Source organism: Nocardia sp. NBC_01503 (genome assembly GCF_036327755.1).
Taxonomy (GTDB): domain Bacteria; phylum Actinomycetota; class Actinomycetes; order Mycobacteriales; family Mycobacteriaceae; genus Nocardia.
Window position 1 is genome coordinate 5,954,407 of record NZ_CP109596.1, and the last position, 21,349, is coordinate 5,975,755.

General features: G+C 65.9%; 22 protein-coding genes. 15 read left to right on the top strand and 7 right to left on the bottom strand.

The window, feature by feature from the left end:
- Positions 1-948 carry a hypothetical protein gene (locus OHB26_RS27120; RefSeq protein ID WP_330180072.1) on the top strand — a complete coding sequence of 316 codons (948 nt, stop codon included), beginning with the start codon at positions 1-3 and terminating at the stop codon, positions 946-948.
- 70 nt (positions 949-1,018) lie between these two features.
- On the opposite strand, the gene OHB26_RS27125 is transcribed toward OHB26_RS27120, so the two are convergent.
- Positions 1,019-1,783, bottom strand: a complete 765-nt coding sequence (locus tag OHB26_RS27125) for an SDR family oxidoreductase (protein ID WP_330180073.1) — start codon at positions 1,781-1,783, stop codon at positions 1,019-1,021.
- Positions 1,784-1,951: 168 nt separating this feature from the next.
- Complete coding sequence (locus OHB26_RS27130; protein WP_330180074.1) at positions 1,952-2,323, bottom strand: SRPBCC family protein; 372 nt, start codon at positions 2,321-2,323, stop codon at positions 1,952-1,954.
- A 105-nt stretch (positions 2,324-2,428) separates the two neighbouring features.
- Between OHB26_RS27130 and OHB26_RS27135 the strand changes: the two genes are divergently transcribed.
- Positions 2,429-3,244: a DUF72 domain-containing protein gene (locus OHB26_RS27135; RefSeq protein ID WP_330180075.1), complete on the top strand. Its 816-nt coding sequence runs from the start codon at positions 2,429-2,431 to the stop codon at positions 3,242-3,244.
- 24 nt (positions 3,245-3,268) lie between these two features.
- Here the strand turns inward: OHB26_RS27135 and OHB26_RS27140 are convergent, their stop codons facing one another.
- Together OHB26_RS27140 and OHB26_RS27145 are read right to left on the bottom strand one after the other, a co-directional pair.
- The gene (locus tag OHB26_RS27140; protein WP_330180076.1) at positions 3,269-3,703 is read right to left on the bottom strand and encodes a low affinity iron permease family protein; all 435 of its coding nucleotides are present in this window, start codon (positions 3,701-3,703) and stop codon (positions 3,269-3,271) included.
- A 114-nt stretch (positions 3,704-3,817) separates the two neighbouring features.
- On the bottom strand, positions 3,818-4,573 hold the full coding sequence (locus OHB26_RS27145) for a hypothetical protein (RefSeq protein WP_330180077.1): 756 nt from the start codon (positions 4,571-4,573) through the stop codon (positions 3,818-3,820).
- A 352-nt stretch (positions 4,574-4,925) separates the two neighbouring features.
- On the opposite strand from OHB26_RS27145, the gene OHB26_RS27150 reads away from it, so the two are divergent.
- The 11 genes from OHB26_RS27150 to OHB26_RS27200 all read left to right on the top strand — a co-directional run bounded on the left by OHB26_RS27150 (position 4,926) and on the right by OHB26_RS27200 (position 16,820).
- The gene (locus OHB26_RS27150) at positions 4,926-5,645 is read left to right on the top strand and encodes a sigma 54 modulation/S30EA ribosomal C-terminal domain-containing protein (protein ID WP_330180078.1); all 720 of its coding nucleotides are present in this window, start codon (positions 4,926-4,928) and stop codon (positions 5,643-5,645) included.
- A gap of 168 nt (positions 5,646-5,813) precedes the next feature.
- Positions 5,814-6,641, top strand: a complete 828-nt coding sequence (locus OHB26_RS27155; protein ID WP_330180079.1) for a universal stress protein — start codon at positions 5,814-5,816, stop codon at positions 6,639-6,641.
- A gap of 33 nt (positions 6,642-6,674) precedes the next feature.
- Positions 6,675-6,953: a WhiB family transcriptional regulator gene (locus tag OHB26_RS27160; protein ID WP_330180080.1), complete on the top strand. Its 279-nt coding sequence runs from the start codon at positions 6,675-6,677 to the stop codon at positions 6,951-6,953.
- Positions 6,954-7,277: 324 nt separating this feature from the next.
- A complete protein-coding gene (locus tag OHB26_RS27165) occupies positions 7,278-7,925 on the top strand; it encodes a response regulator transcription factor (RefSeq protein WP_330180081.1) in 648 nt (215 codons plus the stop codon).
- A 51-nt stretch (positions 7,926-7,976) separates the two neighbouring features.
- On the top strand, positions 7,977-9,032 hold the full coding sequence (locus OHB26_RS27170) for an Lrp/AsnC family transcriptional regulator (protein WP_330180082.1): 1,056 nt from the start codon (positions 7,977-7,979) through the stop codon (positions 9,030-9,032).
- A gap of 219 nt (positions 9,033-9,251) precedes the next feature.
- Entirely contained in the window at positions 9,252-9,923 is a 672-nt protein-coding gene (locus OHB26_RS27175) for a hypothetical protein (RefSeq protein WP_330180083.1), read from the top strand.
- 42 nt (positions 9,924-9,965) lie between these two features.
- Positions 9,966-10,112 carry a hypothetical protein gene (locus OHB26_RS27180; protein ID WP_330180084.1) on the top strand — a complete coding sequence of 49 codons (147 nt, stop codon included), beginning with the start codon at positions 9,966-9,968 and terminating at the stop codon, positions 10,110-10,112.
- 219 nt (positions 10,113-10,331) lie between these two features.
- The gene (locus OHB26_RS27185; RefSeq protein ID WP_330180085.1) at positions 10,332-14,492 is read left to right on the top strand and encodes a hypothetical protein; all 4,161 of its coding nucleotides are present in this window, start codon (positions 10,332-10,334) and stop codon (positions 14,490-14,492) included.
- A 111-nt stretch (positions 14,493-14,603) separates the two neighbouring features.
- Entirely contained in the window at positions 14,604-15,257 is a 654-nt protein-coding gene (locus OHB26_RS27190) for a class F sortase (RefSeq protein ID WP_330180086.1), read from the top strand.
- Between the two features lie 88 nt (positions 15,258-15,345).
- Complete coding sequence (locus tag OHB26_RS27195) at positions 15,346-16,107, top strand: sigma 54 modulation/S30EA ribosomal C-terminal domain-containing protein (protein WP_330180087.1); 762 nt, start codon at positions 15,346-15,348, stop codon at positions 16,105-16,107.
- Positions 16,107-16,820: a response regulator transcription factor gene (locus tag OHB26_RS27200; protein ID WP_330180088.1), complete on the top strand. Its 714-nt coding sequence runs from the start codon at positions 16,107-16,109 to the stop codon at positions 16,818-16,820. The genes OHB26_RS27195 and OHB26_RS27200 overlap by 1 nt, the downstream gene beginning before the upstream one ends.
- On the opposite strand, the gene OHB26_RS27205 is transcribed toward OHB26_RS27200, so the two are convergent.
- From OHB26_RS27205 to OHB26_RS27215, 3 genes are read right to left on the bottom strand one after another with little or no spacing between them, the layout of a single operon-like run.
- Entirely contained in the window at positions 16,760-17,539 is a 780-nt protein-coding gene (locus tag OHB26_RS27205; protein WP_330180089.1) for a sigma 54 modulation/S30EA ribosomal C-terminal domain-containing protein, read from the bottom strand. The genes OHB26_RS27200 and OHB26_RS27205 overlap by 61 nt on opposite strands.
- Before the next feature lie 7 nt (positions 17,540-17,546).
- The gene (locus OHB26_RS27210) at positions 17,547-17,825 is read right to left on the bottom strand and encodes an acyl carrier protein (protein ID WP_330180090.1); all 279 of its coding nucleotides are present in this window, start codon (positions 17,823-17,825) and stop codon (positions 17,547-17,549) included.
- The gene (locus OHB26_RS27215) at positions 17,822-19,537 is read right to left on the bottom strand and encodes a fatty acyl-AMP ligase (protein ID WP_330180091.1); all 1,716 of its coding nucleotides are present in this window, start codon (positions 19,535-19,537) and stop codon (positions 17,822-17,824) included. Before OHB26_RS27215 ends, OHB26_RS27210 begins: the two co-directional genes overlap by 4 nt.
- Positions 19,538-19,731: 194 nt before the next feature.
- On the opposite strand from OHB26_RS27215, the gene OHB26_RS27220 reads away from it, so the two are divergent.
- Together OHB26_RS27220 and OHB26_RS27225 are read left to right on the top strand one after the other, a co-directional pair.
- Positions 19,732-20,067, top strand: coding sequence for a hypothetical protein (locus tag OHB26_RS27220; RefSeq protein ID WP_330180092.1), 336 nt, complete (start codon positions 19,732-19,734; stop codon positions 20,065-20,067).
- Between the two features lie 186 nt (positions 20,068-20,253).
- Positions 20,254-21,213 carry an acyl-ACP desaturase gene (locus OHB26_RS27225; RefSeq protein ID WP_330180093.1) on the top strand — a complete coding sequence of 320 codons (960 nt, stop codon included), beginning with the start codon at positions 20,254-20,256 and terminating at the stop codon, positions 21,211-21,213.
- The last annotated feature ends 136 nt before the right edge of the window (positions 21,214-21,349 follow it).

Genomic DNA, 21,349 nt, shown 5'->3' on the forward strand with positions numbered 1-21,349 from the left:
ATGACTTATCCACCCGGACCGCCGTCCGGACCCGGATTCGGTGGCGATCCGCAAGGGCAGGGCGGGCAGGAGCCCGAGAACCCCGCCTGGTGGGACCAGCCGTCGCAACCCACGCAACCGCCGCAGCCGGCCTGGCCGAGCCCGCAGGGTGATCAGAGTTGGCAGCAGCCCGCCGCGCAACCGGGCTGGCCCGGTCAGCAGAGCGACCCGACCTGGCAGCAGCCCGCGGCGCAGCCGGGATGGCCTGGGCAGCAAGGATATTCAACGCCGCCCGGGTACGGCGCACCGCCGCCGCAGCGCTCCAATACCGGTCTGATCGTCGGTCTCGCGCTCGCGGTGGTCGCGATGCTGGCCGTCGGTGTGGGCGCGATCGTCGTCCTCACCGGCAAGGACAGCTCCGATCAGGCGGTGACCGTCACCACGACCACGGAGACGCCGACCCGCACCGAGGCGACCACCACCCGTCCGACGACGACCACCAAGGCCGCTCCGGCCGGTGGGCGCTTCACGTACACCGAGTACGGCGAGGCGTGGAACTTCCGGCTCGGTGATGTGGCGCTGCAGGCCGACTGGGTGGAGGGGCACGACTACAGCTCCTGTGCCCCCATCGAGGAGGCGGCCAAACTCACCGGCCTCGGCTGCCAATACGCGTCCGAACTGGTCTGGAAGTCCGAGAACGGCGGTCTCATGCTGACCCAGTTCATCCTCACCATGAGCGATGCCGGCAAAGCCTCGGCCGCCGAAGGTCAATTCGACGACAATGACATCAAGCTGCCCGCGGGCAGCACGATCTCGCACTTCGAGACCGGCAAATGGCGTGACGGCAGCCAATCGGAGTTCCTGGTGATCACCCTCGCCACGGCGGACACCACCGTCGACGAGCCCACCGTGGAGAAGTACCTGCGCTACCGCCACAGCGACACCCTCGGCGCCTTGATCTTCCGCTAGCTCGCGGACGTCCGCCCCGCATCGAATCACGATGCGGGGCGGAAATTTTCGTATTCTCGGCTACTGCCGGTCAGATACCGCCGGTGGCGAGCAGGCCGCCATCCACGCGAACGGTGGTGCCGGTGATCCACGCCGATTCGGCGGAGGCCAGGAACCCGATCAGCCCCGCCACATCCTCCGGCGACCCCAGCCGTTTCATCGGATAAACGGCCGCCGCCGCCTCCTCATCGGCCGAGTACAGCGCATCCGCGAACTTGGTCTTGATCACGCCCGGAGCGACCGCGTTCACCCTGATCTTCGGCCCGAGCTGCCAGGCCAACTCCTCGGTGAGCCGAATGAGCGCGGCCTTGGAAGCCCCGTAGGCGGCGATAACCCCGGTGGACCGCAACCCGGCCACACTGGCCACATTCACCACGGCCCCACCGTGCTCACCCATCCAAGCCTTGTACGCCTCCTGCACATACCCGAGCGCCGCAACAACATTCACATCGAAGATCTTGCGCACCCCATCCAGATCAGCCTCCATGAGCGACCCGTACACCGGATTGATCCCGGTGTTGTTGATCAGCACATCCAGCGACCCGAACTGCGCCACAGCGGCGGCAACCTGTTCCGCCCGAGCCTCGGCTTCCCCCGAATTCCCCGCTACCGCAACAACTTTACCGGAATACCCCAGCCCCCTGAGCTCCTCGGCCGCCTCCTCCAACGGCCCCTGCTTCCGCGCCGTCACCACCACATCGGCCCCTCGCCGCAGCAGCTCCGCAGCCACCGCGAACCCGATCCCCCGGCTCGCACCGGTAACCAGCGCACTCTTCCCAACCAGATCATCGCTCATGTGACGGCAGCGTACTTCAGTCACATCATCCGGGTTGATCGGGCTGATCAACCCCACCTCATGGACCGATGAGTTCCTGCGGGTCGCTGATGCGGGGTAGGCACTCGGCTCACCGGGCCGTGCCCGAGCACGCTCGCGGCAGCTCGGGCACGGTCGGCGAGTGTGGCCTTACACGCCGGGACGCGGGACGTCTCCGCGCCAGGCGCCGGTTTCGTGGGGCCGGTCTTCGATGAACGTCTTGAAACGCTCGAGGTCGCCCTTCACGCGATGGTCGAGCAGCCCCAGCTTGTCGCCGACGTTCTCGATGAATCCCTCCGGATCGACGTCCATCTGAGTGATGATTCGGGTGGTTTCGTCGTCGATGCGGTGGAAGGTCACCACACCGGCGTGTTCGGGGCCGCTGTCGGATCGCCACGCCACGCGTTCGTCGGGATGCTGCTCGGTGATGGTCGCATCGAACTCGCGCTCGACGGGGCCCACCTTGACCTTCCAATGCATATGGGTGTCATCGAGTTGGTCGACGCGTTCGACGCCGGCCATGAAACGCGATCCGCGGACGATGTTCGTCCGTTTTCCTGTGGCGTGGGCGGCTCGGATGCGGTTGCGGTTGCGCCCGACGGTAGCGGGAATCACTGCCGTATGACGATGTTGATCGGTACGTCCGGGTGGCAGTACGCCGATTGGCGTGGGGTCTTCTACCCGCAGGGCGTGGCCCAGCGGCGATGGCTGGAGTTCTACGCGCGATCCTTCGCGACGGTGGAATTGAATGCCTCGTTCTACCGGCCGGTGCCGCGCGCCACTTTCGAGGGCTGGCGGGAGCGGACGCCGGACGATTTCGTGATGGCGGTGAAGGCCAGCCGGGTGATCACCCATTTTCACCGACTGCTCGATCCGGAGATTCCGTTGCAGCGCTCGGTCGAGGCCGCGCGGGGGCTCGGTGACAAGCTGGGTCCGCTGCTGCTCCAACTGCCCCCGAACCTGCCTGCCGAACCCGACCGTCTTCGCTCGGTGCTGGAGCTCGTTCCCACCGGCCTTCGGGTGGTCGTCGAGCCGCGGAACGAGACCTGGTGGACCGACGAGGTGCGAGAGGTGCTCGAGGCACATGATGTCGCGCTCTGCTGGGCGGACCGGCTGGATCAGTCGGCGACGCCGCTGTGGCCGACCGCGGGCTGGGGCTACCTGCGTTTCCACGAAGGCACGGGCGAACCGTCGCCGAGCTACCGTGACGAGGTGCTGTCCGATTGGGTCATCCGCATCGACGCGTCGTGGGGCCGGGATCGAGATGTCTTCGTGTACTTCAACAATGACCCGGGTGGCGCGGCGATTCTCGACGCGATCCGCTTCGCCGAACTCGCCGGTGCGGCAGGCTGGCCGGTGACTCGCGCGTCCCGCCCGGCGGCGGAAACGAATTGCGATGTCGGACATCCCGATACGGCCGCGGCGTCGCCCCGGCTGAAGTGAACGGATCCGTTCGGCTGGTTCGCGTCAGTCGGATCCCTCGCGGTTCTCCAAACCGACAGCGTCACGTAGCTCGGTGCGGTGCCGTTGCAGCTCCGGGTAATTGTCGCTGAGTTCGCCCATCATCTCGGCGAGCCCGTCCGCGATGGCGTTGAGCTTCTGCTGGGTCGCGCGATCTGTGCGTGCCTGGGTGTTCTGCAACAGCGCCACCATCAGGAAGGTGATTATCGTGGTGGCGGTATTGATGACCAGCTGCCAGGTGTCGATGCTGGGCAGAATCAGGAAGCTCGGCACCCAGAGCACCACCAGTAGGACGCAGAATGCGAAGAAGCCCGCGTGTGAGGCGAAAGTGGCTGTCGCGGTGGCGAACCGGTCGAAGAACGACAGCTTGCCGGTGACCTCGGACGGCATTGTCGTCGGCCGCGCCCGCTTGCCGGTGTGGTGGGTGCTGCGGTCCGGCATGGGAGTTACCTTCCAGATAGAGCCAACCGGGTCACGCGCCGAGCGTGCGGTGAACCGCTGCCCGGACATGGTCGTGTGCTTGTGAGCTACCCGCGCAGACGCGCAGCAAACGGGTCAATATCCGAGAACCGGGGGGTAAGCGAAGGCGGCGAGATCGTCCAGGTTTTGCTGTGCCAGCTCGATGTTGGCTTGCGCCGCGGCGGTCGCGGCGCCGGCGGCCGCCCCTGCTCCAGCGCCGATTCCACTGCCGATGGCTGTGGTGGCCGCGGTGACCGGAAGTGCGCCCAGCACCGCCACGCCCGCGCCGACACCCGCTCCGGCCAGGGCGCCCGCCCCGGCTCCGGCGACCGGCCCGACTACAGCTCCGGCCGCACCGCCGATCGCGCCGCCTACGACGGTGCCGACCATACAACCGACAATCGGCACCGGAGCTCCGGCAATGCACCCGACAGTGGCTCCGGCGGTCGCACCGATCGGCGGGCCGACGGCGAGTCCGGCGGCCGTGCCCACTGCCGCACCGAGTCCGGCGCCGGTTGTCGCTGTGATCGCTGCCGTGGCCGCGCCGATGCCTACTCCGACCCCGGCGCCCACCAGGGCTCCCTGGGCGGCACCTTGGGCCGCGCCGTCGGCGGCACCTTGAACCGCTGCTGCGCCGACCAGGTCACGGCGGCGCTGATCAATCAGCGGAAGGTACTCGGGCGCCGGTGTGGGCGCTTGCCGGGACTCCGGGTCGGCGGGCGTGAAATCCGGCAGGTCGCGTGGTTTGCCGGGGGATGGCGGTGCGTCGACCACTTCGACCGAGGATGCGGTTCCTGGCTCGACCTGATCGACATCCCCCGCCGAGGCGATTGCCGAACCCGTGACCATCATTGCCAGTACTGCTGTCGCCGAGGTTGTGATTTTCGTGATCCGTGAGCGCATTGTTCTCTCGTTCTTTCTTGTCGGTATTCGACTCTGTTGTCGTGAATTCGCAGTGTTCGATTGCCCTGCAAATTGAGCGCGTAAGTTTTTCGCGCGGTAACTGATACGTCGATGGTCAACGAGTTCACGCGGCCGGATTATTTCGAATCCCTTGTGTAACCATCAACATGAAGAACCGGGACATTCGCCTCTGTTTCGGCCGTCGGCTCGATGGTGGGATTCACCCGTCGGTAATGGTGATCAAACTGGGCGGCTGGTTATGAGGATCCACGAGTTCTATTCGACCGCAGGCGATCTCGCCATGTCTGTGCACCGTACCGAGGTCATCTCGCCGTATTGCGCGCAGCAGGCGGTCGAGGCGTTGATGTGTGTGCTGCGCAGGTATGGGTTCGGCGGATCCGTACATCTGCGCCTGCAGCGAGCGCTGGGCGCCGTCGATCGGATCGTGGCTCAGGTGAACTATCGATCCCCCCTCGTCGTTCTGCGGATTCAGCTGCCGATCGGTGGTGAGGACGGTGTTGCGGCGGTTGCCGATCGTCTCGACTGCCATATTCGACGCCAGTTGACGGGAATGCCGGTTCGTCCTTGGCCGGATCCGCTCCGCCCCACGATGGGGCTCGTATCGGGGCCGGGGTCGATCGTCCGGCGTAAGCGCTGTCGGCTCATGGTCGCTACGCCGCAGGCCGCGATGGCGGTGATGGATGCGTTCGATTTCGACGCGCATCTGTTCATCGACGCGGAGACCGGGCAGGACGCGGTCGTCTATTGGGCAGGGCCGCGAGGTGCCAGACTTGCTCGGCAGTCGAGGATGGAGCCACCGTCCTTGTCGGGGTCATTCACGGTCAATCCCATTCCCGCCCTGTATTTGTCGGAGCGGGCCGCGATCGAGCGGCTGTGCGGATACGGATTGCCGTTCTTGTTCTACACCGATGTGATCGAGCGGCGGGGGCGGCTGCTCTACCGCCGATACGCTGGTGAATTGGGATTGGTGCAGGGGGAGTGTGGCGGGCTGACTTCGTAGCGTGAGATCGCGACCGTGGGCTCGATCCGCGTCCTGGCATGCGGGGATGCGCATGTGGCACAGGGACATTCGGCACTATTTGCCGCAAAGTAGCTGTGGTGCTGTGGAGTTACCCGCCGGTGGTACTCCGACCACCGCCGGCCCGATCGAGAAAACGGACGGAATGGTATGTGCTCTGATTCCTCGCCGGTGGTGGCGGCGGTCGACGGTTCCGAGAGTTCGTTTCGAGCGACGGTGTGGGCTGCCGCCGAGGCGGTTCTGCGTCGTTCCCCACTGCATATCATCTCCCCCTGCCTCTTCTCCGGCAGTCAAGGTGATCCGTCATGGGCCGGTGCCGGACCGGTGCTCGAGGCCGCGGCCCGCGTGGCCCGAACCGTCGCGGCCGGTCACGACCTGATCGTCAGCACCGAACGTGCGGCCCGGCCGATTCTTCCGGTCCTGGTCGCGGCTTCGCGTACCGCGCGAATCCTGGTCGTCGGCGGCTCGATGGAGGACGTGAGCTGTGTCGCGCACGGTTCGGTCGGCACCATGGTGGCTCGATATGCCAGATGCTCGGTGGCTGTCGTGCCCTCGGAATCGGATCGAGCTCCGATCGACGGCCCGGTGCTGGTCTGGATCGACGGTACCGAGCGCAGCGTCCCCGCGATCGCCGCCGGGTTCGACGCCGCATCACGCCGCGGGGTGGAACTGGTCGCACTGCACGCGTGGTGCGATGACACCGGACTGGCGCTGCCGGGCATCTGGAACCCGCGGTACCACCGCGAGGCGGCTGCGCTGGGGCAGAGCCTGGCGGGCTGGGCGGAACGCTATCCGGATGTGCGAGTGCGTCGAGAGCTGTTGTGTGACAAGCCGATCCGTTCATTGCGGGAGCAGTCGGAGCTGGCTCAGCTGGTGGTGATCGGGCACGGCGGCGACCCGCGCGCACTGTCCGGATCCACCGTCGCGGCATTGCTGGACTCGGTGCGTTGCCCGATGTTGGTGGCCCGCGCGAGGTGATCCACCCGCGCCGACATTTCAAGGTGATGCGAAATGAACTATCAGTGGGCGCAGGACGCGGCATGCCGGGTGATTCACCCCGAGGTGTTCTTTCCATGCCGTCAATCCCGGGCCCGTGAGGTGGCCCGGGCGCGTGCGATCTGTGAGCGGTGCCGGGTGCGACGTGCTTGTGCGACCTTCGCGCTCGAGCAGGCGGTGGTGTGCGGGATCTTCGCCGGAGTGGATCTGGGGGCCGAGGGGCCACCGAAGCAGGGTTCGCTGCAGGAACTGCGTCGGATCGCCGATTCCGGAGAGGGCGAGTACGAGCGGTGAGGTGGGCTGGCGAATCCAGGCAGATCGAGATGGTAATCGGTGTTTTCTGGCAATTCGGGCGAAGTATCCGGCATCGGGGTGATTCTCGAAGAGCGGTATTCGAGCCGGATCGCCGATTTCCCGGCCGTGTCATCGGTTCGGTTCCGCGTCGGGACGCAGACGGATTGAAAGGACAGCAGCGTGAGAGAGACGATCCGGCACTCGGTCGGTCACGATCGCCGCGTCGCACGACGTCCGGAGTCCTCACCGTTGCCTCGACGGTGCCGTTCCTGCTCCGCCCACGCTTCGATCAATCGGCGTGGCGAACGGCCGGAACGGCCTGACGTGCCGGCGGAACTGCGTGTCTTCGTGGTGGACGACCACGAGATCGTGCGGCGAGGCGTTGCCACTCTGCTCGGCGACCAGTCCGGGATGCACGTGACCGGCGAGGCTGCGACGGTCCTGCAGGCCATGGCTCGCATACCCGTACAACGCCCCGATGTGGTGGTGATCGATGTCCACCTCCCGGACGGCAGCGGTATCGATCTGTGTAGTGAGTTGCTGGCACGGATGGACGGCTTGCGTTGCGTGATCTTCACCGCGACCGGCGACGAAGCCGCATTGTCCGACGCCATCGACGCCGGAGCGAGCGGATTCATCGTCAAGGACGTCGACGGCGGGCAACTGGTGCGGGCGATCCGCGAGGTGGGGGCCGGAGGATCGCTGTTCGACGCGCGTGTGGCAGCCGCCCTGGATCGGCGGCGGAACCGGAACGCGGATCTGGATGTTTTGAGCGAGCGGGATCGGAGGCTGCTCGCCATGCTCGCGGAGGGGCTCACCAACAAGGAAATCGCCGAGCGCTCGTACGTCGCGGAGAAGACGGTGCGCAATCATCTGACCGGCCTCTTCGCCAAGCTCGGTGTGCGGACTCGGACGCAGGCCGCTGTGCTCGCCGTCGGGATGCGCGAGCGACTCCGGGGCGAACGGGATTGACCTCCGCGCGCCATACACCGAGGTCGCTTCGCGGCCCGGAGAATGGCCTTCGTGGTGGAATCACCGAATGGCCCGAGAACGCCCGACTCGACCCGGCCACCGCCGCATGCCGATACACGTTTCAGCGAATGGGATCTGAATCTCGTCAACGCCCTGCAGATCAACCCACGGGCGCCATGGTCTCGGATCGGTCCCGCCCTGGGTGTGGACGCGGCCACCGCGGCCCGGCACTGGCAGCGGCTGACGGCGGCGGGCCTGGCCTGGACCACCGCGTACGCGCCCGAATACGCGGTGGTCGGGTGGGTTCAATTGCGTTGCGGGCCGGACTCGCTGGGGCGAGTGGCGGAGCTGGTATGCCGGTGTCCGAGTATCTACAGCGTCGAGAGCACCGGTGGCAGCTTCCAGTTCGATCTCACGGTCGCTGTTGCCGATCTCGCGGCCTTCGATGATTTCGTCGTTCGCTGGTTGGGTGCGCTGCCGGGTGTTGCGGCGATTCGAGCGGTGGTCGGGCTCGATATGTACGTGGAGGGCGCGGATTGGCGTCCCGAGGCCCTCGACCGCGATGAGCGCGCCAGATTGACCGATGATGACGAGCATGCTCGGTTGGTCCGTTCGGTCCGGCGCGAGACCGACCGTCTACTGGTGGCGGCCCTCGGTGAGGATGCGCGCCTTCCCCTCGCCGAGCTCGCGACCGCCGTCGGCTCGAGTCAGACGACGGTGCGCCGCCGACTCGGAGAATTGCTTGCCTCGGGCAGGTTGATCCTGCGTTGCGATATGTCGCGGCAGATAGCGGGTTGGCCGATCGCAGTCACCTACCGGGCCGAGTTGCCCGCCGAACAACTGCGGAGTCTCGGCCTGACCGTCGCCGATTGGGGTGAAATCCGATTGTGCACCGCGACCTTCGGCGGCGATACCAATCTGATCATTATCGCCTGGTTGCGCATGGCGCATGATGCTATCGATCTGGAAGCGCGTCTGTCCCGCGCGTTTCCTGAATTGCGAATCATCGATCGCCAGGTCAGTCTGCGGACTGTCAAGCGGATGGGCCGTGTTCTGGATGACCAGGGAAGGGCCCTGGAATTCATCCCCATAAGAATCTGGTCGTAATTATCTGTTCACCTCTCATTCATATTGAATGGGGTGACTCGCATCACCGGAGAAATTATCCGGGACATTAGCCCCTAGGGGTGATACCGCCGCGGTGGTCTTCTGGAATGGAGAGTTTCTTCGTTCGAATGAGGAGTCATGCGACAAGTTCGACCCGGTGCTCGCGGCCGGTCTCACGAAAAGACGCCGAAATCCTGGCAAAAACAATTCTTCAGGGCAGTGCTGATCGGCGGTGTCCTTTCGGTCGCCGCGGTCGGAGCGGCCCGCTGTGATATCGACGGCGGTCTGTTGGATCCCGGCTCCACCGCGAGCCGCCAGCAGGACGAGCAGGTTCGATCGGTGGCAGTCGCGGCCGGGGACCGCGAATATCTCGCAGCACACAAGCATGATGTGCACGCCGACGTGATCACGTTCGCGGACGCCGTCTGTACCGCGACGGAATCGGTTCGGACCGCGGTGACCGAGCGGTCGGATGAACCCCGGACCGTGGAACGCGCTGTCGCGGAATCGAAGTCGGACCTGCGAGGGCTCGCCGACGCGGCGGCGCTGGCCGCGGACCGGATCGATTCGGTCGCACTTCCCGCTACCGACCGGGTGCTCACCCCCGGAGTCGACGGCGAGACCTGGCGGTCGCTGCGTGTTCAGGCCGCGGGTGCTTTCCGGGACACGAGCGGTGTGCTGCGTGGTATCGGTGACGGTTTGGACGCGCACCGATACGCCGATGCGGCCGCGGCATCGGGGGCGCTCAGCGGCGCGAACGATGCGGCCGGGACGCGGCTCTCCGCGCTCGGTGCCGCCATCGACGACGTGATGTCTCGACTGCCGATCCCGAACTCGGAAACCGATGCGGCACTTCGCTCTTCGGGTGTGTGCGCCTTCTCGAAGGACTGACACCGCCCGCGATCTTCCGGATATTCACGAAGGGAAATTCCCATGTACGCCCATTCTCGTTCGCGCCGAAACGATCGACTGCGGCGAACCGCCGTCTGGGGAATCATCGGCCTGCTGGTCGCGATCCTCATGACCCGGCCTATCGCACAGGTCCTCGTGGCACTCGGCGTCACCATTGGATGGCACTGAAACGCCTTCGGCAAGAAGAGATTTCGACCATGTACCAAAGACTGCGCGGCGGCAGGGATCCGCCCTCGACCGCATTTCGCCGGTTGTGGAGGCGATACCCCGAGCCCGGCGAATCGGATGAATCTCGAGAAAAGAAAGGTACAGATGGTGGAAAACACACGCCTCGATACGGTCGAAAGGGGGTGGGGGGTAGCGTCCTGGTGTCTTCGGTTACTGGCCGTGGGAATTCCGGCGATCGGGTTTCTGCTGTTGAGCGGGTCATCGGCGCAGGCGCAAGGTCCGGACAATCCGTTCGCGGGCCTGAGTGATCAGGTGAACGATTTCGCCCGGTCCGTTCCGGCGATCGTCTTGCCGGAATCGAGTCCCGCGGTGACTGACATCGACGGCGGCGCACCCGCGGTTCCCGACCCGGCGGGGCAGCCGCTGGGCCAGCTCGGTGACGCGCTCGCCGCGGTGTTCGTGGATCAGCAACGTCACGACGCACCGGCCCCCGTGACCGCGGATCCGATTCCCGCCACCGTACTGGAGGATTCGCCCGTCGAAGGTGCGCTGGCGGATCTGCGGACCGCCGCGCAACCCTTGGTGGACACGGTCTCCGATGCGGTCTCCGGACTCCGGCATCAGGTGGAGCCGCGCGCACCCGATCATCCGCCCACCGATCTGATTCTGCCGTCTATCGACGAAAGTGGTTGCACGGCAGCAGGATGCGAGAACCAGGTCGGCGCCGCCGCCCTGGATCTCGGGATCGAGGCCGATCGCGCGTTCGGTGCGTTCATCGCCGATCCGGAGAGCTTCGCCCACACCGTCATCGATCCCGCGGTGCGGCACTTTCTCGCCGATCCGGGCGAGTCGGTGCGAGCCGCGGTGACCGCGTTGGCGGCGCCGGGAGCCGTGCTGGTCGATCCGCGTGCGGCACTGGCCGCCGCGGCGACGGCGGTCGGCGGAGCGGAGTTGGCCGCGTGCGTGGATGTGTTGTTCGATTCGCGTGTGCTGCCCCTGGCGGGTGACCTGCTGGCCGCCGTCGGTGGCGCTGCGGCGGTTTCGCTGGGAGCCGGAGCCCTCGGCGGCGTGCTGGGTGGAATCACCACCGGAATCTCGGGTGCGTTCGCGGGTGGCCTGCTGGGTCTGCTGAATCCACTGGCTCCGATACTCGGCGGTGTTCCGGGTGCGGTGCTGGGCGGATTGCTGGGCGCGATTCCGGGTCTGGTGATCGGAGCGCTCACGGGTCTGCCCGGTGGCGCTCTGATCGGCTGGTTGCTCACGGCCGTGGCGGATGCCCTGCTGGGCGCTCTGCTCGGTGCGGGGGCCGGATTCCTGGGCCCGAACCTGCTGCTTCCGTTGCTGGGCGCGCTGCTCGGCGGAGCCGTCAGCGCCGTGCTCGGCGGCGGTGTGCTGCTACTCGGCGCACTCGGAATCGCGTTGGCTGCCTTGACCGCACCGATATGGTTGCCGGTCCTGCTGCTGGCATTGCCGCTGGTGCTGATTCCGCTCATTCCGGCATTGCTGGTCGCGTTGCCGTTGATGCTGCCCGCGTTGATCATCGGCGCTGTCGCCGCACTGATCACCGTGCTGGTCGGCGGTGCGCTGCTGGCGATCGGAGCGGTGGCGTTGGTGCTGACGATCCTGTTGGCGCCGATCTGGATTCCGATCGTGATCGTCATCGCGATCGGCTACGTGGTCTGGTCGATCTTCTGGATCGTGGTCGGCTTCGTGCTGGCGACACCGATCGGGATCATCGGCATCATCGGATTGCCCTTCGTCATCGCCGGAGTCGTCGTAATGGCGGCCATGGTGATCGGCGGAGGCGTGGCCATCCTCGCCATCGCTGTTGTGTCACTGCCGATTTGGTGGCCTGTCGTCGGCCTGATTCTGGCCGGTATGACAGCCGTCGCGATCATCACGCCCGCGCTGGCACTGTTCTTCCTGCTGGTGCTGCCACTGGCGATGTTCGCGGCCGGGTTGGCGCTGGGGGCGGTGGTGTATCTGCTGTCGATGGTGCTGATGCTGCCCGTCGCGATCCTCGCCGGCGCCGCGTTCGCACTGATGGGCGCGATAGGCGGAGCCCTGGCGATGACCGTGCTGGGTCTGGGTCTGCTGCTGGCGCCGTTGGCGCTGGCAGTTGCGGCGCTGCCCGGGATGCTCGCCGGAGCGCTGCTGGGCCTGTTGGCGGGTCTGGTGGTCGCGGTGATCACGACTCCGCTGGGCGCCCTGTTGGGTGCGCTGCTGGGTGCGTTGAATCCGCTGAATCTGCTGGGAGCGTTGGCCGGTGCCGTGCTCGGTGTGCTGATCGGGATGATCGCCGGTGGTATCGCCGGTGTCGTTATCGGTGCGGTACTCGGCGCGCTGCTGGGTTCGTTGCTGGTGGCCTTGGTTTCGGCACTGATCACGGGTCTGCTGGGATTCCTGCTGGCCGCGCCTCCGGGCGTGCTGCTCGGTGGTTCGGTGCTGGTCCTCGCGGCGCTGCCGTGGGCCGCGCTGGCCGCTGTCGCGGTGGGCGCGTTGCTCGTGGCGAACCATGTCACCGCCTGGCAGGCGGGGATGGGTGCGGCCGACCTCGCGCAGCGGAGTCGGTTGTGGCAATCCGCCTGTGTGGCATGGCAACACAGCAGTCTGAAACGGTTCCTGGACGGCTTCACCGCGCGCTTCACATGCGACCTCGATGAGGTTGTCGCGGAGCTCGATGCCTGGCGCCGCGGTCATGTCGATGCCGAGAACATCGGTTTCGGCGCGATCGTCGGTGCGCTGGTGGCCACCGGTCTGGCCGGTGCGGTCGCGGCGGTGCTGGGTGCGACCGGTGGGCTGCTCAGCCCGCTGAACCTGGTGGCCGGCATCCCGGGCGGGCTCTTCGGAGCGGTGCTCGGTGCGCAGATCGGCGGGATCGTCGGTGCCGCGCTGGCCGCGTTGCCCGGCGCGTTGGCGGGGATCGTCGTCGCGACGATCACCGACACGGTGTTGTCCGCCGTGCTCGGGGCGGTCACGGGCTATCTGTCCGGGACTGTGTCGGCGGTGGGCACCGGAGCGCTCTCCGGTGCCGGTCTCGGCGCCGCATCGGCAAGCATCATTACGCTGCTGGTCGGTGGAGTTGCCGGTCTGGCAACAGGATTCGGTGCGAGCGCGGTGACCGCGGTGGTGCTCGGCGTGCTGTCGGTGCTGCCGTTCGCGGTGGCTGCCGCGGTGGTGCTGTTGACCGGACTCGTGCCGGCGGTGGCGGCCTTCATCGCGCCGCTGATCGTTCCGGTGCTTGTCATCGGTGCGGTGCTGGTGCTGGCGGCGATTCCCGCGGTGATCCTGGTGATCGGCGCGTTGGTCGTCGGTGCGGTGGCGGCCTTGTTCCTGGGGCCGCTCGCACTGCCGGTGTTCGCGGTGGCGCTGCTCGGTGCTCTCGCCGTGCTCGCCGGTGCGGCCGCGCTGGCAGTGGTGCTGTCGATCGGCTTCACGGTGATTGTCGGTGTGCCACTGGCCATTGCGGCCTATCTGGCCTTCCAAGCGCTGGCGGGTCTGCCGATCCTGGTGCTGGCGGGTGTGCTCACCGCACTCGCGCTGGCTGCCACGGCAGCGCTCGTGGTCGCGGTCGGCGGAGCTGTCGCGCTGATGGTGCAGGGCGTGGTGACCGCGGTGACCGCGGTGTTCGCCTTCCCGGCGGCCATTGTGGTGGGCGCGGTGCTCGGTGGACTGACGGGACTGCTGGTCAGTCCGGTGGTCGGCGGGCTCGGGGCCTTGCTGGGCGCACTGCTCGGTGCGGTGGTCGGCTTGTCGAATCCGGTCAACCTGTTCGGCGCGGCGCCCGGCGCCGCTGTCGGAATGGGATTCGGCTGGGTGCTCGGTGCCACTGCCGGGATCGTGCCCGGCGCGGTACTGGCGGCGTTGTTCGCGGTGCTGGCTACCGCGGTGGCGCATGCCGGTTTCGGTGCGGTCGCGGCCGGGTCGTTCGCCGGCGGTGCCGGTGCGTGGCTCGGTCTCGCCGTGGGCGCGGGCGTCGGTGCGATCCTGCCGCGCCGGGACGGTGACGTCCCGGAGGTGGATTGGGACAGGGCCTTGTCCGCGCTGGACCGGATCCTGGACGGACACGTATGTGTTCCGCAGGGCTGCGGTTGCCAGGAGAGCCCGGCGCCCGGTGCGTCCGCTCCGGCCGAAAGCGGTTGCGGTGGTGCCGAACCGGCTGTCCCGGAGGCGCCGGTGGTGGTCGAGACCCCCGGTACTTCGCAGGGGTCCGAGCAGCACTATCCGCTACAGGCCGGCACCGGTGGTACCGGAGAGGATGCCGGCTCGGCCGAGTCCTCGTCGGCGCCGCTGACCGGAATGAGTATGGCCGCACTGGGAATGCTGCTGGCGGCCTTGGTCGCCGCGGCGGCGACGCGGCGTGAACGCGTCGATCAGTAGATGAAAGCGGCGGATGCCGGTGGCGGACTCATCACTTCGCCCCGGCATCCGCTCGCGATCGGCGATGCGCGGGAAAGGACGATGATGGTGCGAGCGGATCGAATCGGTGGGATGAGACCGCGGGCCGTCTGGTCGGCACTGCTCTGGCTGCTGCTGTGGGTACTGCTCGCCGTCGCGTTACCGACGGTGATACCTCATGGCGGGCCTCCCGATGAGAGCTCTGCCGAAACGGTCCACGAGACCGCGCCGGTTATCGTGGCGCCGCCGCTTCCAGCGGGGGAGGGCTTCCGCCCGGACCGAATCAGGTTGCCGCGCTTGAGTATCGATGCCGCGGTCACGCCCGCCGGTACCACGGTCGCCTATGACCCCTTCCTCGGCCGAGCGGTGGACAGTTTCGGTGTTCCCGACGATATGCGCTCCACCACGTGGTGGTCGGAGGGCCCGGCACCCGGTTCCGGGGGACTGGCGGTCATCCTCGGACATACCCAGATCGGTGGCGGATACGGGGTTTTCAACGATATCGGCACCCTGGGGCCCGGAGAGCGGATCGATGTGACCGGAGTCGATGCCGCCGCGAGTTTCGTTGTGCGTGAGGTTGTTTCAGGTATCGACAAACGTGACCCGGGCAACCTGTCCCGGGTGCTGTCCGATCACGCGGACACCGCGGGCATCGCCTTGATCACCTGCGGTGGATTGTTCGACGCCGATCGCCGAGCGAGTGCGGACAACATCGTCGTCATCGCCGAGCGAGTCGGTTCGGCCTAGCGCGGTCGAAGAATCGGAGACCGATCAGCCTGGCCGTGTCAGCGCTATGCGCCGCCGCGGCAGGGCGAATCAATGAGGCGGGTATCGCATGCGATGGGAAGAACTGCCGGCGGCGGATATCGATCGCGGTCTTACCGTGAACACGAACGGGCCCGTACCAGCCGCCGACCTGGCGTGCGCGGTGCTGGCGGTCAGTCGTGTGCTGCGGAGCCGACTGGTCGATACCATCGGCCACCTGCGGGTGACGAGGCATCGGCGGGAGATCGGTATGACCGTCTTCCAGATCAATGCCAGTATCGAGGGCCGTCAGTGCCGGGTTCAATCAGCCGGCAACAGCTCCGGTGGGGCCCGGGCGATCGCCGAGCGCCTGGATAACCAGATCGCTCGAATCGCTTACGGGGCAACCGATCCGTGGCGCTGTTCGCCGGGGCGGACTTTGGCGATGATCACCGAGGTGCGTCCGATCGTGCGGCGCAAGTTGTGCAGGATGCTGGTACTGACTCCGATGGCCGCCGCGGAGATCATGGATTCGATGGATTTCGATGCCTTCTTCTTCCGCGATGCCGACACCGGCGAGGACGCGATCGTCTACCGGGCAGGACCTCAGGATATGCGGTTGGTCCGGCAGCAACGGGTCGGTCTTCCGGCCGGTCCGGGCGCGGCCCGCCTGGCGGTCGATCTGATGCCGACCGTGATCGTCCCGGAGTTGGTGGCCGCGAAGCGATTGTGCGGCAATGGTTTGCCGTTCGTATTCTTCACCGAGCCGGAGACTGCGCGCGGGCGGTTGCTCTACCGTCGGTACGACGGGAATCTCGCGCTGCTCGAGCCGGTACCGGACACCCGGCGCTGATGATTCGTATCTTCGACGCGACCGATCGCGGGTGGATTCGGCAGCAACTGCGCTGCGTGATCGACACCGCTCCCGATCTCGTCTTCGCCGGGGCGGCCGGTTCCATCGGTGCGGCGAAGGCCCTGATTCCCGAGGCCGCCCCGGACGTGGTTCTGCTCGCGGCCTGCCTGGCAGACGGCGATGGCATCGACCTGTGCGCCTACTTACGCTCGCGTGTCGAGGGACTGCGCTGTGTATTGCTGGCCGACGAGCTGAACGTGGAGCTGATGGTCCGCGCCGTCCGCGCCGGCGCGGCGTCGGCGCTGCCCGCCGAGGTGTCACCGGCGGAACTGAATGCCGGGATCAGGGGAGACCATACGCTGTTGGATGAACGACTGAGTTTCGTTGTCGTGCAGGCTGTTCGATCTCGCGCCCGGCTGGAGCACCGGCTGTCGGGGCTGACTGTTCAGCAGCGTGGTTTGCTGACCCTGATCGGCACCGGTGCGAGCAATCGCGAGATCGCGGCGCAGCTGTTTCTCAGCGAGAAGTCGGTGCGCAACAACGTATCTCGACTCTTGGCCCGGCTGGGCATGCGGAGTCGGCGAGAAGCCGTACTGCTGGCGGGTGAGGTCGCCGCCCTTGCGGGGGGACTGTGGTCACCGATCACCGGGCCCTACTCGTCACGCGAGACGCCGGACTCGACCGGAACGACCAAACCCAGGTCGCGGTCGTAACGGCGATAGAGTAACCGCCCGCGATGCTGATATCGATCGGTGAAGAACAGGAACGGCAGGCCCTGATCACACAGCCGGCGCATTGCCGCGGTCTCCTCCAGCACCTCGGCGCAGCCCGCGTACAAGAGCGAGGAGACCGGATCACCGCCCACCGGGCCCACCGTTGTCTGCCTGATCAGGCGGAGGCTCGTAGCCCCGGATTGATCGACGAAGTCGCCGGTATCGTCACGGTGGACCACCGCGTCCAGGCCGGTTTCCTGGTCGATGAAGAGATGAGCGTCGAAATTCATCGCGCGTAGAAATTCGGCGGCGTCGCCGGGGGTGCAGGTCCGCAGACCGCACAGTTTGCGCCGAACGATCGGCCTGACATCGCTCGCGCGCGTCAATCGCGAGCCCTGGTGATGCCAAGGGAAGCAAAGAATTCCGGCTGCCAGTCGGGTGAGTTGCTCGTCCAGTCGGTGGACGGCCAGCCCGAAGGCGACCTCGGTCCGGTCCAGAAGTTGAACACGGACGGTGTGCAGGCGCGTGCGGACATTGATCTGAACAAGTAGACGGTTGTTCATCATCGTTGTGAACCGGACGGTCACCGGTCCGGCGACGCAGTGCGATCCGAGCAGATCCCGCACGGTTCGTTCCGCGGCCTGCGTACATTCCTCGGAGAGCGGCGTACCGCGGACATCGATCCGAGAGTCACCGGGAAGGTCGATTTCCCTACTCATCCGGGCCTCATTCCTCATGATCGGCCGGGGGCGGCGGGCATCGGTCGTCTCCCGGTGACGTCAGGTACTGCACGAGCAGTCGCAGCGTCGGGTATCGGAAAACGACCGTCGGTGAGATCTGCCGACCCAGCTGCTCGCTGATCTCGCCGGTGAGCATGATCAGTTCGGGCGAGGACATGCCGTGGCTGGCGAGTGGCTCGTCGAAGCGGATCTCATCGCGTGATCCGATGCTCGAGAGCTCCACTATTCGGTCTCGGAGCCATGATTCGAACTCGATGGGTTTCATCGCTGCTTCCGTTCTTCGCGGTGGGGTGTCAATACGCCCGAGAGGTAGGCGCCTCGCAACGCGCTGCGCTGTGGTTTGCCGCTCGGTGTCTTGGGGATGGAACCCGGTGGCAGCAGCAGGATCTCGCCGATCGAGAGGTGGTGTTCTCGCATCACGGCGCACCGGATCGCGGTTCTCGTCTGATCCAGGTCGGGCGTTTGTTCCCTCGTACCGCGTAATTCGGCTGCGACGACGACGGATTCCGGGGCATCGGGCCGACCGGCGAAGGCCACGGCGCAGCCCGGTCTGACCGCGGAGTGCGCCCCTTCGACGGTGAGTTCGATGTCCTGGGGGTAGTGGTTTCGCCCCGCGACGATGAGGACGTCCTTCATTCTGCCGACGACGAATAGACCCGCATCGATCTGGAACCCGAGATCGCCGGTCCGCAGGTACGGTCCCTGGCCGGAGTCCGCGAGTCGTGCCCCGAACGTTTCGTTGCTGAGCTCCGTGCGCCCCCAGTAACCTGCGGCCACACTGGCGCCCGCGACCCAGATCTCTCCGACCGTCCCTGGGGCGCAACGGGTTCGGTGCTCCGGATCGGCTATGACCACATCGAGGTCGTGGCTTGATCCGCAACCGACGAGGGTGCGGCAGTTCGCCGACCCCTCCGGTACTTCTCGCACTATGCCTCGTGCGAGCGATTCGGTGTCGAAATCCCTGAGTATCCAGGGGGATTGAGAAGAAGTTCCGCTGACCATCAGTGTGCTTTCGGCGAGCCCGTACATCGGAACGATCGCTTCCGGTCTGAATCCCGAGGCGGCGAACGCATCGGCGAACCTGCGCATCGATTCGGGCCGGATGGGTTCAGCGCCATTCGCCACCACCGCCAGGGACGACAGATTCACCGTCCGGCGCGCCTGCTGGCTTATTCGCGTCGCACACAGATCGAACGCGAAGTTGGGGGCCGCCGACGCTGTGCCCCCGTATTCGGAGATCGCCCGCAACCAGCGGATCGGGTGCTGAAGAAAGGCGATGGTCGGCATCAAGACGGCGTGGCCGGGCAGGATTGCCGGGGCGACGATCATGGAAACGAGGCCCATATCGTGGTACGGCGGCAGCCATCCGACGATGACCGGCGATTCGTCCAGACCGAGGGACCGGTTGATGAGCCGGATATTGTGGATCAGATTGCCGTGAGTGACGATCACGCCCTTCGGATCAGCGGTCGAACCGGAGGTGTACTGCAGCAATGCGACGGTCGCCGATGGTACCGGTTCCGGTATCCATTCCGATGGAGTTTCGTGCTCCACCGCCTCGAGCGTCAGCCAGACCGAGTGTTCCCAGCGTGGAAACTCGATGATTCCATTTTTTATTTCGGACCGAATTTCATCGGTCGACAATATGACTGCGGGTGTGCAGTCCTCGAGAATTCCGGCCAATCGGTCCGTACCTTGCGTGCGTTGTCCGGGTTCGGGGAGATAAGTCGGTACCGCGATGACACTCGCGTACAAACAGCCGTAGAACGAGTAGATGAATTCCTTTCCCGGTCGGCACAGTAATAGGACGCGTTCTCCGGATTCGGTATGGCGTAGGAGGAGATCGGCTATCCTGCGTGCCCGTGAATCGAGCATTTCAAATGTTATCGAAGGCTCCGCGTCGTCGCCGTCGGGAAGAATTGTGAAGACGGGGCGATCTGGAGTGTGCGTGGTGTGCCGACGGACGATGGTGACCACGTCGGTGTAGTCGTCGCGATCGATTCTGGCTGCTGGGAGCATGGAGACCTCGGTCGATTGGTGATCGGTGACGCGCTGCCGACCGGCCCGGACCGGTCGGCAGCGCTCCCGGATACGTTGATCAGTCGTGCGCGGGAAGAGCGGACGACAGCGACTTCGCTGCGGAACTGCCCGAGCCCAACAGGTCGAAGAGGGTGGGAACGGTCGAGCTCCCGCTTTCCAGTGCCGAGCTCCCGCTGCCGATGAGCTGGAAGATCAGGTTCAGACCTCCGGATACCGCACCGCTACCGGTCTCGATAACCTTCGATCCGATTGAACTGCCTGTCTCCGCCGAGCCGGTGACGAGTTCCGGAATATCGGACGAACCGAATCCATGTGGTGATTCCTCGGCGGTTGCGGCCGAGGCGATTCCTGTTCCGGAAAGCGCGATTCCGGCACCGGCGATTGCTGCCAGTGTTCGAATGGCAATTCTTTTCTTTCCCATGTGGTTTCCCCATCTGGTCGCTGAAGTATTGGCCGGCCGGAAGTAAGGTAACCGCCCGCTCGAGAATGCGACAAGGCTTGCCGTCCGATTCGGGACATTCGGCGAGAAATACGAGACATCCGCTGTGGGATATCAAATCGATGTGTGGGACATTCGCCCCTTATGCCCCGCGCTGACCGCGCGCGAGGCTGAGCGGGACTCCCCAGTCCTGAACAGAAAGGCGGATTCCGGCATGGCCCGTGAGTTGACGCAGCGCGAGATTCTCCTCGAACTCGAACCGGTCGCAGGGCAAGCCTTGGACCGGCATCTGGCGGTGTTCAAGGACTGGCATCCACACGACTACGTGCCCTGGGACGACGGGCGGAACTTCGCGCGACTCGGTGGCGTCGACTGGCATCCGGAGCAATCGCGACTCTCGGAAGTGGCGAAGGCGGCGCTGGTGACCAATCTGCTCACGGAGGACAACCTTCCCTCCTACCACCGTGAGATCGCCGAGAACTTCTCCCGTGACGGTGCCTGGGGTACCTGGGTCGGTCGCTGGACAGCCGAGGAGAACCGGCACAGTGTCGTCTTGCGCGACTATCTGGTCGTCACTCGCGGGGTGGACCCGGTCGCACTGGAGAACGACCGCATGGCGCATATGACCAGCGGGTTCGCTCCGCCGGTCGATACCGCTGCCGCTGCCGCGCACGCGGGATTCCTGTACTCGGTGGCCTATGTCAGTTTTCAGGAGTTGGCCACCCGCATCAGCCATCGCAATACCGCCGGGGTCTGCGACGACCCGATCGCCGATCGTATGTTGCAACGGCTCGCGCTCGACGAGAACCTGCACATGATCTTCTACCGCACATTGTGTGGCGCGGCGCTGGATCTCGTTCCCGACCAGGCGATGCGGGCCATCGACCTGATCGTGGAGAACTTCCGTATGCCGGGCGCTGGAATGCCGAACTTCCGGCGTCGCGGTGTATTGATGGCCAAACATGGCATCTACGACCTACGCCAGCACCTCGAGGACGTGCTCATGCCGGTACTGCGACATTGGAACATCTTCGGTCGCAACGACTTCGGCCCCGTGGGCGAGCAGGCGAGGGAGCGTTTGGCGAAGTACGTCGATGATCTGCGGTACGTACAGATCCCTCGCTTCGAGGAGCAACGAGATCGCGCCCTGGCTCGGGAGCGCGCGCGGTCCTGATCGTCGCCGGTCGTGGTATTCGGTAAATCGATGGCTTCGATTGAAAAGATTCAGATCGCGACGGGATGATCGGCGGTGGCCGTGCTGCTGAAGCGGTTATGACGACACAGCAAGACGAGAAAACGGTTACCGCCGA

Coding starts and splice junctions, on each gene's coding strand:
- OHB26_RS27205 (WP_330180089.1), bottom strand. CDS start 17,539: ATGAGTAGGGAAATCGACCTTCCCGGTGACTCTCGGATCGATGTCCGC.
- OHB26_RS27135 (WP_330180075.1), top strand. CDS start 2,429: ATGTTGATCGGTACGTCCGGGTGGCAGTACGCCGATTGGCGTGGGGTC.
- OHB26_RS27145 (WP_330180077.1), bottom strand. CDS start 4,573: ATGATGGTCACGGGTTCGGCAATCGCCTCGGCGGGGGATGTCGATCAG.
- OHB26_RS27155 (WP_330180079.1), top strand. CDS start 5,814: ATGTGCTCTGATTCCTCGCCGGTGGTGGCGGCGGTCGACGGTTCCGAG.
- OHB26_RS27125 (WP_330180073.1), bottom strand. CDS start 1,783: ATGAGCGATGATCTGGTTGGGAAGAGTGCGCTGGTTACCGGTGCGAGC.
- OHB26_RS27190 (WP_330180086.1), top strand. CDS start 14,604: ATGAGACCGCGGGCCGTCTGGTCGGCACTGCTCTGGCTGCTGCTGTGG.
- OHB26_RS27225 (WP_330180093.1), top strand. CDS start 20,254: ATGGCCCGTGAGTTGACGCAGCGCGAGATTCTCCTCGAACTCGAACCG.
- OHB26_RS27195 (WP_330180087.1), top strand. CDS start 15,346: ATGCGATGGGAAGAACTGCCGGCGGCGGATATCGATCGCGGTCTTACC.
- OHB26_RS27120 (WP_330180072.1), top strand. CDS start 1: ATGACTTATCCACCCGGACCGCCGTCCGGACCCGGATTCGGTGGCGAT.
- OHB26_RS27140 (WP_330180076.1), bottom strand. CDS start 3,703: ATGCCGGACCGCAGCACCCACCACACCGGCAAGCGGGCGCGGCCGACG.
- OHB26_RS27210 (WP_330180090.1), bottom strand. CDS start 17,825: ATGAAACCCATCGAGTTCGAATCATGGCTCCGAGACCGAATAGTGGAG.
- OHB26_RS27130 (WP_330180074.1), bottom strand. CDS start 2,323: ATGGCCGGCGTCGAACGCGTCGACCAACTCGATGACACCCATATGCAT.
- OHB26_RS27200 (WP_330180088.1), top strand. CDS start 16,107: ATGATTCGTATCTTCGACGCGACCGATCGCGGGTGGATTCGGCAGCAA.
- OHB26_RS27160 (WP_330180080.1), top strand. CDS start 6,675: ATGAACTATCAGTGGGCGCAGGACGCGGCATGCCGGGTGATTCACCCC.
- OHB26_RS27150 (WP_330180078.1), top strand. CDS start 4,926: ATGTCTGTGCACCGTACCGAGGTCATCTCGCCGTATTGCGCGCAGCAG.
- OHB26_RS27180 (WP_330180084.1), top strand. CDS start 9,966: ATGTACGCCCATTCTCGTTCGCGCCGAAACGATCGACTGCGGCGAACC.